A 14,721-nucleotide genomic window follows, 5' to 3' on the forward strand; every position below is an offset into this window, starting at 1 on the left:
GACTGCGGTGGATGTTGCATTGCCACCGGAGCTGACGGTCTGCGTACCGCCTGAGCTAACGACAGTGGAGTTGGCATTGCCGCCTGAACTGACGGTTTGTTTGCCACCGGAGCTTACGACCGTGCTCTTGGTCGAGCCGCCGGAGCCCACGTTCTGCTGACCGCCGTTACCGACCTGCGTATTCGAGGCATTGCCACTGACATTCTGCGTGCCGCTGACTTGTCCGTTGTTGGCCGAGCCGCCGCTGTTGACGTTCTGTGTGCCGCCACTGTTGACCACGGTGGAGTTGGCGTTGCCGCCGGAGCTGACGGTCTGTGACCCGCCGGAGCTCACGACCGTGCTTGTGACCGAGCCGCCGCTTCCGACGTTTTGCTGGCCGCCGCTGGAGACTTGCGTACCGGAGGCGTTACCGCTGACGTCCTGCTTGCCACCGCTGCTGACGACGGTGGAGGTGGTATTACCACCCGAGCTGACGGTTTGCGTACCGCCGGAGCTGACGACGGTGTTCGTGGCGGAGCCGCCGCCGTCGACGTTTTGCTTGCCGCCATTGCTGACGACGGTGGAGTTGGTGTTGCCACCCGAGCTGACGGTTTGCGTGCCGCCGGAGCTGACGACCGTCTTCGTGGTCGAGCCGCCGGAACTCACGTTCTGCGTACCACCTGAGCTGACCACTGTATCGCTGGTTGTGCCGTCATTGCCCACATTCTGCTGGCCGCCGTTGCCGATCTGCGTGCCGGAGGCATTGCCGCCACTACTGACGTTGTGCGTGCCGCCACTGCTGACGATGGCGCCGGTGGTGATGCCGCCCGAGGCCACGTTTTCCTGGCCCCCGGCCTGCACGACCGTGCCGCTGGTGTAGCCGCCCGAGCTTACCCATTGATTGCCGCCCGAGCTGATAACGGTATGGATCGCGCTGCCGCCAGCCTCAACGGTCTGTTTCCCGCCGCTCGAGATCTGGGTGGACGTTGTCGATCCGCCAGACTGAACGGACTGCGAACCGCCGGTGTTGATGATGACGCCGGAAGCGTGGCCACCGCTGCTCACGGTTTGTTGGCCGCCGCTATTGATCACTGTGCTGTTGGCAACGCCGCCCGAATGGAGGTTCTGTACACCGCCGCTTCCGACGCTGGTCTCGGTGACAGTCCCGCTGACGTTCTGGGTGCCACTGACTTGCACGTTGCTGGCCGAGCCGCCGCTGTTGACGTTTTGCGTGCCACCGCTGCTCACCACGGTGGAGTTGGCGTTACCGCCCGAGCTGACGGTTTGCGAACCGCCGGAGCTGACGACCGTGTTGGTGGCCGAACCACCAGAGCCCACGTTCTGCTGGCCACCGTTGCCGACCTGCGTGCCCGAAGCATTGCCGCTGACGTTTTGGGTACCGCCGCTACTGACGGCGGTGGAGCTTGCATTGCCACCGGAGCTGACGGTCTGCGTACCGCCTGAGCTGACCACAGTGGAGTTGGCGTTGCCGCCCGAGCTGACAGTCTGTTTGCCGCCGGAACTGACGGCCGTGCTCGTGACCGAACCACCGGAGCCCACATTCTGCTGGCCACCGTTGCCGACCTGCGTGCCCGAAGCATTGCCGCTGACGTTTTGGGTACCGCCACTGCTGATGGCGGTGGAGGTTGCATTGCCACCGGAGCTGACGGTCTGCGTACCGCCAGAGCTGACCACAGTGGAGTTGGCGTTGCCGCCCGAGCTGACGGTCTGTTTGCCGCCGGAACTGACGACCGTGTTGGTGGCCGAGCCACCGGAGCCTACGTTCTGCTGGCCACCATTGCCGACCTGAGTGCTGGAAGCATTGCCGCTGACGTTCTGCGTGCCGCCGCTGCTGACTGCGGTGGAGGTTGCATTGCCGCCGGAGCTGACAGTCTGCGTACCGCCTGAGCTGACAACGGTGGAGTTGACGTTACCGCCCGAGCTGACGGTCTGCGAACCGCCGGAGCTGACCACAGTGGAGTTGGCGTTACCGCCCGAGCTGACAGTCTGTTTGCCGCCGGAACCGACGACCGTGCTCGTGACCGAACCACCGGAGCCCACGTTCTGCTGGCCACCGTTGCCAACCTGCGTGTTGGAGGCATTGCCGCTGACGTTCTGGGTTCCACTGACCTGCGCGTTGTTGGCCGAGCCGCCGCTGTTGACAGTTTGCGTACCACCGCTGCTGACCACGGTGGAGTTTGCGTTGCCACCCGAGCTAACGGTCTGCGAACCGCCGGAGCTGACGACCGTGTTAGCGGCCGAACCACCGGAGCCTACGTTCTGCTGGCCGCCGTTGCCGACCTGCGTATCTGAAGCATTACCGCTGACGTTTTGCGTGCCGCCACTACTGACGGCGGTGGAGGTTGCATTGCCACCGGAGCTGACGGTCTGCGTACCGCCTGAGCTGACCACGGTGGAGCTGGCGTTACCGCCCGAGCTCACAGTCTGTTTGCCGCCGGAACTGACGACCGTGCTCGTGACCGAACCACCGGAGCCCACGTTTTGCTGGCCACCGTTGCCGACCTGCGTGCCGGACGCATTGCCACTGACGTTCTGCGTGCCGCTGACTTGTCCGTTGTTGGCCGAGCCGCCGCTGTTGACGTCTTGGGTGCCACCGCTGCTGACCACAGTGGAGTTGGCATTACCGCCCGAGCTGACGGTCTGTTTGCCACCAGAGCTCACGACCGTGCTCGTGACCGAACCGCCGGAGCCCACGTTTTGCTGACCACCGTTGCCGACCTGCGTGTTGGAGGCATTGCCGCTGACGTTCTGCGTACCGCTGACCTGCGCGTTGTTGGCCGAGCCGCCGCTGTTGACGTTCTGCGTGCCGCCGCTGCTGACTACCGTGGAGTCGGCGTTGCCGCCCGAACTGACGGTCTGCTTGCCGCCGGAGCTCACGACCGTGCTCGTGACCGAACCGCCGGAGCCCACGTTCTGCTGACCGCCGTTGCCGACCTGAGTATTCGAGGCATTGCCACTGACATTCTGCGTGCCGCTGACTTGTCCGTTGTTGGCCGAGCCGCCGCTGTTGACGTTTTGCGTGCCACCGCTGCTGACCACGGTGGAGTTGGCGTTACCACCCGAGCTGACTGTTTGCGAGCCACCGGAGCTGACGACCGTGTTCGTGACCGAGCCACCGGAGCCCACGTTTTGCTGGCCACCGTTGCCGACCTGCGTGTTGGAGGCATTGCCGCTGACGCTCTGCGTGCCACTGACCTGCGCGTTGTTGGCTGAGCCGCCGCTGTTGACGGTTTGCGTACCACCGGAACTTACGACCGTGAAGTTTGCATTACCCCCCGAGCTGACGGTCTGCTTGCCACCAGAGCTCACGACCGTGCTCGTGACCGAACCGCCGGAGCCCACGTTCTGTTGACCGCCATTACCGACCTGCGTGTTGGAGGCATTGCCACTGACGTTCTGTGTACCGCTGACTTGTCCGTTGTTGGCCGCGCCGCCGCTGTTGACGGTTTGCGTACCACCGCTGCTCACCACGGTGGAGTTGGCGTTACCGCCCGAGCTGACGGTCTGCGAACCGCCGGAGCTCACGACCGTGCTCGTGACCGAACCGCCAGAGCCCACGTTCTGCTGGCCACCGTTGCCGACCTGCGTGCCCGAAGCATTGCCGCTGACGTTTTGGGTACCGCCGCTACTGATGGCGGTGGAGCTTGCATTGCCGCCGGAGCTGACGGTCTGCGTACCGCCTGAGCTGACAACAGTGGAGTTGGCGTTACCGCCCGAGCTGACGGACTGCTTGCCACCGGAGCTCACGACCGTGCTCGTGACCGAACCACCAGAGCCTACGTTCTGCTGGCCACCGTTGCCGACCTGCGTGCCCGAAGCATTGCCGCTGACGTTTTGGGTACCGCCACTGCTGACGGCGGTGGAAGTTGCATTGCCACCCGAGCTGACGGTCTGCTTGCCACCAGAGCTCACGACCGTGCTCGTGACCGAACCGCCGGAGCCCACGTTCTGCTGACCCCCGTTACCGACCTGCGTGTTGGAGGCATTGCCACTGACGTTCTGCGTGCCGCTGACTTGTCCGTTGTTGGCCGAGCCGCCGCTGTTGACGTTTTGCGTGCCACCGCTGCTGACCACGGTGGAGTTGGCGTTGCCGCCCGAGCTCACGGTCTGCGTGCCGCCGGAGCTGACGACCGTGCTCGTGACTGAGCCACCGGAGCCCACGTTCTGCTGGCCACCGTTGCCGACCTGCGTGCCGGAAGCGTTACCGCTGACGTTCTGCGTGCCGCTGACCTGCGCGTTGTTGGCCGAGCCGCCGCTGTTGACGGTTTGCGTGCCACCGCTGCTGACCACGGTGGAGTTGGCGTTACCGCCCGAGCTGACGGTCTGCGTGCCACCAGAACTCACGACCGTGCTCGTCGCCGAGCCGCCGGACCCCACGTTCTGCTGGCCACCGTTGCCGACCTGCGTGCCCGAAGCATTGCCGCTGAGATTTTGTGTACCGCTGACTTGTGCGCTGTTAGCCGAGCCGCCGCTGTTGACGTTCTGCGTGCCGCCACTGCTGACGGTGGTGGAGTGGGCGTTACCGCCCGAGCTCACGGTCTGCGTGCCGCCGGAGCTGACGACCGTGCTCGTCGCCGAGCCGCCGGACCCCACGTTTTGCTGGCCACCGTTGCCGACCTGCGTGCCCGAAGCATTACCGATGAGGTTCTGCGTGCCGGTGACTTGTGCGCTGTTAGCCGAGCCGCCGCTGTTGACGTTCTGGGTGCCGCCACTGCTGACGGTGGTGGAGTGGGCGTTACCGCCCGAGCTGACGGTCTGTGTGCCGCCGGAGCTGACGACGGTGCTAGTCGCAGAACCGCCGGATCCGACATTCTGTTGGCCACCGTTGCCGACCTTCGTGCCCGAAGCGTTGCCGCTGACGTTCTGCGTGCCGCTGACTTGTGCGTTGTTGGCGAAACCGCCACTGTGGACGTTCTGTGTACCGCCGCTGCTGACGACGGCGGAATTGGCGCTGCCGCCGGAACTGACGGTCTGCGTGCCCCCGTAGCTGACGATCGTGCCGAGGGCCGCCCCGCCTGAGCTGACGTGTTGCTGCCCGCCGCTCGATACCTGGGTGCCCGAAACGTAAGTCCCGCTGCTGACGTATTGATTACCGCCACTGCTCACCACGGTACCCGTGGCGCTGCCGCCAACGGCGATGTGTTCCTGGCCGCCGGCCTGCACGACCGTGCCGCTGGCTTGCCCGCCCGAGCTCACCCACTGATCGCCGCCCGAGCTGATGACGGTATGAATCGAGCTGCCGCCCGCGTTCACGGTCTGTTGTCCGCCGCTCGAGATCTGGGTGGACGTCGCCGCGCCGCCAGACTGGACGGACTGCGAGCCGCCGGTACTGATGATGGCGCCGGAAGCCTGGCCGCCGCTGTTGATGGTTTGCGTACCACCGCTGCTGACGACCGTGGAGTTGGCGTTACCGCCCGAGTTGATGGTCTGCTTACCGCCGGAGCTCACGAAAGTGCTGGTGGCAGAGCCGCCTTCGCCCACGTTCTGCTGACCACGGTTACCGACCTGCGTGTTGGAGGCATTGCCACTGAGGTTCTGCGTGCCACTGATCAGCCCGTTGGTGTCCGAACCGCCGCTGTTGACGTTTTGCGTACCGCCGTTGCTGACGACCGTGGAGTTGGCGTTACCGCCCGAGTTGATGTTCTGCGTGCCGCCGTAGCTGACGACGGTGTTCGTAGCAGAACCGCCCGAGCCCACGTTCTGCTCCCCCTCGTTGGCGACCTGTGTGTCGACGGCATTGCCCATGACGTCCTGCGTGCCGCTGACCTGTGTGCCGCTGGCATTGCCGCCCGAGCTGATCGTCTGCGTGCCGCCGTCGCTGACGACGGTACGGGTGGCCGAACCACCGCTGGAGATGGTTTGCTGACCCCTGTTGGAGACGTTCGTGTCCCACGCCCTTCCGCCTGAGGTGATGGTCTGCGAACCGCCCGCCAGTACCCGAGTCGATAGTGCGGAGCCGCCGCTGTACACACGCTGATCGCCGCCAGAGCCGACGTTGGTGGAGGTGGCGGTGCCGCTGTCCTGCAGATACTGTCGGCCCCCGGAGGATATGACGGTATTCGTGGCCGAACCGTCCCTCTCGACCCATTGTGCGGCTCCGCGGCCCGAGATCTGTGTGCGATGCGCGCTCCCTCCGGAGGACACGCTCATTGTGCCGCTGGCGTTCACCACGGTGTCTCGCGCGGCGCCGCCCGAGAGGGTCATGATGCCCGCCGAGTTCACCGTTGTGTTGAGTGCCCACCCGCCCGAATCGACGATCTGGAAGCCGCCGCTGTCGAGGAAGGTCGACGTCGCCTGCCCGCCGGACGCGATGTTCTGAAAGCCCCTGCCGCTCGCGGCGAGGGTGCCGGAGACTGTAGTGCTCAGTGCCGAACCGCCGGACTGGATGTTCTGCGTGCCGCTGTTCACGGTGGTGCTGAGCGCGCGACCTCCATTTTGAATCGTCTGTGTGCCACCGGCGCTCACGGTCGTGCTTGTGGCAGACGCACCGCTCCCGACGTTCTGCTGGCCACCGTTGCCGACTTGCGTGCCGGAGGCGTTGCCACTGAGGTTTTGCGTGCCACTGATCAGTCCGTTGGTGTCCGAACCGCCGCTGTTGACGTTCTGCGTGCCGCCACTGCTGACGGTGGTGGAGTGGGCGTTAGCGCCCGAGCTCACGGTCTGCGTACCGCCGGAGCTGACGACGGTGCTTGTCGCAGAACCGCCGGAGCCGACGTTCTGCTGCCCCCTGTTGCCGACCTGGGTGCCGGAAGCATTGCCGCTGACGTTCTGCGTGCCGCTGACTTGTGCGTTGTTGGCGAAACCGCCACTGTGGACGTTCTGTGTACCGCCGCTGCTGACGACGGCGGAGTTGGCGCTGCCGCCGGAACTGACGGTCTGCGTGCCCCCGTAGCTGACGATCGTGCCGAGGGCCGCCCCGCCTGTGCTGACATGTTGCTGCCCGCCGCTCGATACCTGGGTGCCCGATACGTAAGTCCCGCTGCTGACGTATTGATTACCGCCACTACTCACCACGGTACCCGTGGCGCTGCCGCCAACGGCGATGTGCTCCTGGCCGCCGGCCTGCACGACCGTGCCGCTGGCTTGCCCGCCCGAGCCCACCCACTGATCGCCGCCCGAGCTGATGACGGTATGAATCGAGCTGCCGCCTGAGTTCACGGTCTGTTGTCCGCCGCTCGAGATCTGGGTGGACGTCGCCGCGCCGCCAGACTGGACGGACTGCGAGCCGCCGGTACTGATAATGGCGCCGGAAGCCTGGCCCCCGCTGTTGATGGTTTGCGTACCACCGCTGCTGACGACCGTGGAGTTGGCGTTACCGCCCGAGTTGATGGTCTGCTTACCGCCGGAGCTCACGACCGTGCTGGTGGCCGAGCCGCCATCGCCCACATTTTGCTGGGCACCGCTGGCGACCTTCGTGTCGGAAGCGCTGCCGCTGACATTCTGCGCGCCACTGAGTTGCACGTGGCTGGCCGAACCGCCACTGTTGACGTTTTGCGTACCGCCGCTGCTGACGACCGTGGAATCGGCGTTACCGCCGGAGTTGATGTTCTGCGTAGCGCCGGAGCTGACAACGGTGCTGGTGGCCGAGCCGCCATCGCCCACGTTTTGCTGGGCACCGCTGGCGACCTTCGTGTCGGAAGCGCTGCCGCTGACATTCTGAGTGCCACTGACTTGCACGTGGCTGGCCGAACCGCCGCTGTTGACGTTTTGCGTACCGCCGCTGCTGACGACCGTGGAAGTGGCGTTACCGCCGGAGTTGATGTTCTGCGTAGCGCCGGAGCTGACGACGGTGCTGGTGACCGAGCCGCCACCGCCCACGTTTTGCTGCCCACCGCCGGCGACCTTCGTGTCCGAGGCGTTGCCGCTCACGTTCTGCGTACCACTGACCTGCACGTTGCTGGCCGAACCGCCGCTGTTGACGTTTTGCGTACCGCCACTGCTGACGACCGTGGAAGTGGCGTTACCGCGGTTGTTGACGTTCTGTGTACCGCCGGAGCTCACAACGGTGCTCGTGGCCGAGCCGCCATCGCCCACGTTTTGCTGCCCCCCGCTGGCAACTTTCGTGTCCGAGGCGTTGCCGCTCACGTTCTGCGTACCACTGACCAGCACGTTGCTGGCCGAACCGCCGCTGTTGACGTTTTGCGTACCGCCGCTGCTGACGACCGTGGAGGTGGCGTTACCGCGGTTGTTGACGTTCTGTGTACCGCCGGAACTCACAACGGTGCTCGTGGCCGAGCCGCCATCGCCCACGTTCTGCTGCCCCCCGCCGGCAACCTGCGTGTCGGAGGCAGTGCCGCTGACGTTCTGCGTGCCGCTGACTTGCGCGTTGTTAGCAGAACCGCCGCTGTTGACGTTCTGCGTGCCACCACCGCTGACTACCGTTGAATTGGCGTTGCCGCCAGAGCTGACGGTCTGCGTACCTCCGGAGCTGACAACCGTGCTCACGGCCGAACCGCCGGACCCCACGTTTTGCCGGCCACCGTTGCCGAGCCGCGTGCCGGAGGCATTGCCGCTGACGTTCTGTGTGCCACCGGAGCTCACGGTCGTACTCGTTGCAGACGCTCCGCTTCCGACGTTCTGCTGGCCACCGCTGTTGATCCACGTGCTGGAGGCGTTGCCGCTGAGGTTCTGTGTGCCGCCGTCACCGATGAATGTGGAAACGGCGGTGGCGCCCGAACTGACGTTCTGGGTGCCGCTATCGTAGACGTATGTGGTAGTGGCGCTGGCACCCGAACTGACCGTCTGCGAGCCGCCAGCAAGTGCGTTTTGGGTGGCGACGCCGCCTGAATTGACGGTTTGCTTGCCGCCCGAGCTGACGGTGGTGTCCGCGGCGGAGCCGCCGCTGCCGATGTCCTGGTGACCTCCGCTCGTAATGGTCGTCCTCAACGCGAGGCCACTGACATTCTGTGTGCCGCTTGCATTCACCCTGGTGTCGGTTGCCGTGCCTCCCCGTACAACGATTTGCAAGCCGGTCTGGACGACAGAGCCGGACGCCGAGCCGCCGCTGTGGACGTCTTGTCGGCCAGAGTTGGTCACCAGCGTCGAGATCGCTAGTCCCCCAGCTCTCACGACCTGGACGGCGCGCGCGGACCCATTGTTCGTGAGCAACATCTGCGTTCCCCTGGCGACGGACCCAGAGTTGACGATTTCTTGCCCACGCAATTGGGTGTTTCTGGTATTCCCACCCTCCAGACTCAGGTGGTTGCCGAATTGAACGACCGTATCCAGGAGCTCGCCACTCGTGAGATGCACGATCGCGTTGTTCCCGGGAAACGAGGTCAGAAACCCGGTGCTGCCGCCCACCCAGAAGCCTGCTCCGATCGGCTGTTCGTCCGCCCATCCCACCTGCGCCGCGGCATTCTGCATGACGGATACCGATGCAAACGCGATCATCATGTTCAGCATGAGCGGCCGCAGGCGAGTGGGACGGGGGCGGCTCCTCAATGCTTTCGCCACCACGACCGCCGAAGCCACCTGGATGGCTCGACTGACAGACAATCTCCGTCCGCCGCTGCGGACCAGTTCGGACACCACCAGCCAGCATTGACGGGCTTCGGACCAAACGATGTTGAAGATCTTGTTCATGGTTTCAGCGATATGTGAGGTCAGGCCGCACTGGCAGGTGGGATGGCTGACGTAAAGAGAGAATGGGTCAGGCCGCTACATGGACAGAGATGAGCCATTGCGCGGCCTGGTGGTCGATCAGGCGACGTTTGGGATTACCGGCCCGCGTGTGATCGCTCGGGCGCCTTCGAATGGGCGACGCGGATCTTGGGCGGGCGGACACAACGGCCGGTCGTGATGATCGAAGCTCTCGTGGGTGACCTCCGTGCCGCCACGGCAGGCGGCCTCGTACAGGCAGTCGCCTGATTCGGTGTCGATGAGCGCTGGCTTCCTGTGCGCCTCGCGCAGGTACGCGCGTGCCCGCGCGATGACGTAAAGGCCCATGACCTCAGGGCCGAGCTGAGTTGGAAGGCGAGCGGATCGATGAATGGCGTCATGCAGTACGAATGAAATGTGAGCGTTGTCGACGAGTTGCGGATACCGGGTCGTGGCTGGAACTTTATGTAGGAGAGCCCGACCGGAGAATCGCTAACCTTCGAGTGTTTGCTCATCGCGGATCGTCGGACTTCGTAGAAGCGACGACGCGGGAGAATCGTGTTGCAAGAGGCAGGTGGGTTTGCGCACTGAAAACCGAAGAATTTCTATATTCCGCGGGCTGATGTCTCAATAGGCTGCGCATGTTCACTAAAGCTTTGGAGCATCGCCATTCTTCGCGGTCAGCCGGACACGTTCGCCCACGTCGTCAACCGGCCCTTTATTTCAGCGTCTCGACATTCGGCCCGCGATTTCGCCCAGGCTATGAGGCTGGGCGAGCTGATCCTGGTCTATCAGCCGATTCATGACGTCGCCTCCGGCGCCATGGTGGGGCTCGAAGCGCTGGCCAGATGGCGCCGTGACGGTGCCGATGTCGCCACGCCCGACACCTTCATCGCCCTGGCCGAGCAAAGTGGGCTGATCGTCGAATTCGGGCGGCAGGTTCTGCGCATGGCGTGCAGACAGCTGGCGCTCTGGTCGGGCACCCGCTACGAGTCGGTGCCCGTCAGCGTGAACATCTCTCCGCAGCAGCTTCAAGATCCCGACTTCGTACAAGACGTCTGCGGCAGCTTGCAGGCCCATGCCGTCGACGCGCGCCGCCTGGTGATCGAGATCACCGAACGGGAGCCCCTGGGCGACAGCCTGTACGCCGCCAGCGCGATCGCGGCACTGCGCGAGATAGGCGTGAAAGTCGTGCTCGACGACTTCGGCGGGGGATACATGAACCTTGCCGTGTTGCTGAGATACGGCATCGATGGCCTCAAGCTCTCGCTCGATACGCCGTGGGGCGAGGGGGCTCAGACCGATCCACGTGCCTGGGAGGTGATCAGGGCGGTCGCCCAGATGTGCAGGGGCATCGGCATCTCACTGGTGGTAGAGCGGGTCGAGACCCTGCGCCAGTGGGTGTTGTTGCAGGGCCTCCCCGAGGTGCGGGCGCAAGGTTACTTGCTCGGGAAACCCACGATGCCCGACGCCTTGCCGTAGGGTCGCATCGCCGCTCGACGATGATCCGCGCCATTCGCAAATGTTTTCAGTCCACACCCCGATAAGCCCCTGAGCGCGGAGAAAGCCTTGATCGTCAATAGAAGGTCCTATAACGAGCGGCGCTGGATCAGAATCTTCGACAACGAATGGGACCGCCTCGGTTTAAAGAGGCAGCGGCGCGCAAAAAGAAGCTTGCTACCGGGGTGGTCTTCCGCGTGTCGCGTGATCATCGCCGACGACCATCCGCTGGTGCCGGTTGCCGTGGCGAAGTCTTTATCGTCGTCAGGCGACTTCTGCATCGTGGCCATCGTGAATTCCGGTGATGCGCTGCTGGAGCGCCTGGCCATCTCGGCCGCGCCGTGCGACCTGATCGTGACAGACTTCGCGATGCAGTCCGACGAAACCGAACGAGTGGGCCTCGATGGCGCCCGATTGCTCGGCCTGCTCCAGCGCAACTATCCCGACATTCCGGTCGTGGTGCTCACCATGATCAACAATGGTGGCATGCTCCGGTCCATGCTGCGCGAGGGGGTACATGGCATCGTCAGCAAAGATGAACCCCCCAATGTCCTTGCCCAAGTTTGCGCAAAGGTCATGATCGGGGCGCAGGTCCCCGTCCTCAGCCCAAAGGTGGCGAATCGCCTGGAGCCCGAATCGGGAGGCGTCTCGGTGCGGCGCGGCCGAGAGCCCGTGTTGTCGCAGAAAGAGAGCGAGGTGGTGCGGCTGTTCGCCCAGGGCTATTCGCTGACCGATATCTCGCATCAGCTCAGCCGGGCCATCACCACCGTGGCCACGCAAAAGCGCTCGGCCATGCGCAAACTCAATCTGAACACCAACGCCGACCTGATCCGCTACGCCTCCGAAGCCGGGATGGTCTGACGGGCAGTCCCAGCCAAGCGTCCGCCCCGGACGGCACTAGTCGAATGTCACTACCCGGACGTCACTGTCCGGGCGTCACTCCCCGGGCGTCACTGCCCGAGCGTCACTCCCCGGGCGTCACTGTCCGGATGTCACTGCCCGGTCGGGCTCTCCCGACGCGCCGAGTGTGGCCAGGCGAACGGTTCAATTTCTGTCTTGACAGAAATTTCAGAAATCAAATACAGTGTCTCCATGACACTGACACCGATCGCCGAACGATTCATTCTGCACTGGGGAGAGATGGGTTCTCGCTGGGGCGTGAATCGCACCGTGGCCCAGATCCATGCCTTGCTATATCTGGTGGGCAAGCCCCTGCATGCGGAAGAGATCGCCGAGACGCTGGGTGTGGCGCGTTCGAATGTCAGCACCAGCATCAAAGAGCTGCAGTCCTGGAAGCTGGTCAAGGTAGTGCACGTGATGGAAGATCGTCGCGATCATTTCGAGACCTCCACCGACGTCTGGGAACTGTTCAAGCTGATCGTGGAAGGGCGGCGCCAGCGCGAGGTGGACCCGACGCTCACCGTGCTGCGCGATAGTCTCGTAAGCCCCGAGATCAAAGACGAACCCGAGACCGAGGAGCGCATTCGCAAGACGCTCGAGTTCATGGAGATCCTGACGACCTGGTCGGACGAAATGCTGCGCATGAAGCCCGAAACCCTGATGAAAACGCTGGGCATGGGCGCCAAGATCAGCAAGACCATGCGTCGCGGCAAGTGAGCGTGGCGTCCGGCGCGTAGGCAGGAAGCAGACGCAGGACACGCAGCGAGCAATGAGAACGACCAGGCGAACTCGATTCGAGCGAGCAATGAGAAGGACCAGGCGAACTCGATTCGAGCGAGCAATGAGAAGGACCAGGCGAACTCGATTCGCCTGTTTTTGGGTCAACAATTTCTGTCTATACAGAAATAACTGAAACGACAGACGAGCGATGGACCTGAGCGGAGCGGGATCGTGAACATTCTGGTGTGCGGGGCGAGCGGGTTTATCGGGACGGCGATCTGCGCGGCGCTTGCGCGGAACGGGCATCGTGTCGTGCGCGGCGTGCGCCACGCGACCCTGCCGGACGAGGTCGAGGTCGACTTCACGCGCGACGTCGAGCCCGCGCATTGGCAACCGTTGCTCGAGGGCGTTGACGTTGTCGTGAACGCCGCCGGGATCCTGCTGGAACGAGGCGCGCAGTCGTTCGAGGCCATTCATCGGCGCGGGCCGATCGCGTTGTTCGACGCGAGCGTGGCGGCGGGTGTACGCCGCATCGTGCAAGTGTCGGCGCTTGGCGCCGATCAGGGCAGCACCGCTTACTTTCGCAGCAAGCGTGCCGCCGACGAACATCTGCTCGCGCTGCCGATCGCGCACCACGTCGTGCGGCCGGCGCTGGTGTATGGAGAGCAGGGCGCGTCCGCGCGGTTTTTCCGGCGGCTCGCATCGCTGCCGGTTCATTTTCTGCCCGGGGCGGGCGAGCAGCGGTTGCGGCCCGTGCATGTGGCCGAGCTGGCGGAGGTCGTGTGCCGCCTTGTCGAGAACAGTGCGAAGGCGCCCGCCATCCTCGATCTGGTGGGCGGCACCGAAGTGTCTTATCGCGACATGCTGGGCACATATCGCAGCGCCATGGGCTTCGCGCCGGCATGGCGCATCGCGGTGCCGGCGTGGCTGATCGGTGGAGCGGCGGCGCTGCTGGATCGTGTGCCGCGCTCGCTATTGACGCGGGATACCTGGGCCATGCTGCAGGCCGGCAACACGGCCGATGCCGAGCCCACCGCCCGTGTGCTGGGACGACAGCCTGCCGGCATCGCGGATTTCATCGGGCCCGCGGATGCGCTGCGCCTGCGCGCGGCGGCCCTCTCGGCGTGGCGGCCTGGCGTGCTGCGCGCGGCGCTCGCCTTCATCTGGATCTGGACGGCGTTCTGCAGCGCGGTCTGGTATCCGCAGCAAGACAGTCTGGCGCTGCTGGCACCCCTGGGGCTGCATGGCACCGTCGCGCTCGTTGCACTGTATGGCGCGAGCGCCCTCGATCTGCTGCTGGGCGTGCTCACGCTATGGCGGCCCGGCCGGCGGCTCTGGGCGTTTCAGCTCGGGCTGGTCACCGTCTATTCCCTGATCGTCGCGATCGCCCTGCCGGCGTTTCTCTGGCATCCGTTCGCGCCGCTCATCAAGAACGCAGCCGTCATTGCGCTGCTGGTCACGCTGCTCAGCGAGGAGGTTGAATCATGAACATGTATCTCACCGTCAAGACGTTGCACATCATCTCGTCGGTGCTCATGGTGGGCACGGGCTTCGGCACGGCGTTTTATCTGTTTTTCGTGAACCGCACGCGGTCCGTGCCGGCCATCGCGGCGGTGTCGAGGCTGGTGGTGCGCGCGGACCTGTGGTTCACCACGCCGGCGGTGATTTTTCAGCCGCTGTCGGGCCTGTGGCTGGCGCATGCGGTGGGCTGGTCGTGGACCACGCCGTGGCTGGCGACCTCGATCGGGCTGTACATCCTGGCCGGCGCGTGTTGGCTGCCGGTGGTGTGGCTGCAGGCCGAAATGGCCAAAATGGCGCGCGTGGCGCACGCCGAGGGCAAGAGCGAGCTGCCGGCCACGTACTGGCGCTACGCAAAGTGGTGGGAGGGCCTGGGCTACCCCGCGTTCGTCGCGATGGTGGTGGTGTACTTCCTGATGGTGCTCAAGCCGGCGTTCTGAGCGGGTGGAAGCGCGATTGCTCGATCGCAACCTCGCACCCGCG

At 64.7% G+C, this 14,721-nt stretch carries 6 protein-coding genes and 1 pseudogene; 5 read left to right on the plus strand and 2 right to left on the minus strand.

Annotated features, from left to right (window positions below):
- Both CAL25_RS14525 and CAL25_RS24590 read right to left on the minus strand, forming a co-directional pair.
- Nucleotides 1–8,886: beta strand repeat-containing protein (locus tag CAL25_RS14525; RefSeq protein WP_249279091.1), on the minus strand; the 8,886-nt coding region annotated here is incomplete at its 3' end.
- Nucleotides 8,887–8,907: 21 nt separating this feature from the next.
- A pseudogene (locus tag CAL25_RS24590) lies at nucleotides 8,908–9,585 on the minus strand (ESPR-type extended signal peptide-containing protein); the annotation flags it as partial.
- Between the two features lie 735 nt (nucleotides 9,586–10,320).
- Between CAL25_RS24590 and CAL25_RS14545 the strand changes: the two are divergent.
- The 5 genes from CAL25_RS14545 (at nucleotide 10,321) to CAL25_RS14565 (ending at nucleotide 14,678) form a co-directional block, all read left to right on the plus strand.
- Nucleotides 10,321–11,082, plus strand: a complete 762-nt coding sequence (locus CAL25_RS14545; RefSeq protein ID WP_283162764.1) for an EAL domain-containing protein — start codon at nucleotides 10,321–10,323, stop codon at nucleotides 11,080–11,082.
- 87 nt (nucleotides 11,083–11,169) lie between these two features.
- Nucleotides 11,170–11,961 carry a response regulator transcription factor gene (locus CAL25_RS14550; protein ID WP_249279093.1) on the plus strand — a complete coding sequence of 264 codons (792 nt, stop codon included), beginning with the start codon at nucleotides 11,170–11,172 and terminating at the stop codon, nucleotides 11,959–11,961.
- A 231-nt stretch (nucleotides 11,962–12,192) separates the two neighbouring features.
- Nucleotides 12,193–12,717 (plus strand): GbsR/MarR family transcriptional regulator, encoded by a 525-nt coding sequence (locus CAL25_RS14555; RefSeq protein ID WP_094801254.1) that lies wholly within the window; start codon nucleotides 12,193–12,195, stop codon nucleotides 12,715–12,717.
- 234 nt (nucleotides 12,718–12,951) lie between these two features.
- The gene (locus tag CAL25_RS14560) at nucleotides 12,952–14,208 is read left to right on the plus strand and encodes an SDR family oxidoreductase (protein ID WP_094801256.1); all 1,257 of its coding nucleotides are present in this window, start codon (nucleotides 12,952–12,954) and stop codon (nucleotides 14,206–14,208) included.
- Nucleotides 14,205–14,678 carry a DUF2269 family protein gene (locus CAL25_RS14565; protein ID WP_094801258.1) on the plus strand — a complete coding sequence of 158 codons (474 nt, stop codon included), beginning with the start codon at nucleotides 14,205–14,207 and terminating at the stop codon, nucleotides 14,676–14,678. Before CAL25_RS14560 ends, CAL25_RS14565 begins: the two co-directional genes overlap by 4 nt.
- Nucleotides 14,679–14,721: the final 43 nt, after the last annotated feature.

Source organism: Bordetella genomosp. 5 (assembly GCF_002261315.1).
Taxonomy (GTDB): domain Bacteria; phylum Pseudomonadota; class Gammaproteobacteria; order Burkholderiales; family Burkholderiaceae_B; genus Bordetella.

Excerpts from the sequence above, each read along its gene's own strand:
- CAL25_RS14565 (WP_094801258.1), top strand. The coding sequence starts at position 14,205 with ATGAACATGTATCTCACCGTCAAGACGTTGCACATCATCTCGTCGGTG.
- CAL25_RS14555 (WP_094801254.1), top strand. The coding sequence starts at position 12,193 with ATGACACTGACACCGATCGCCGAACGATTCATTCTGCACTGGGGAGAG.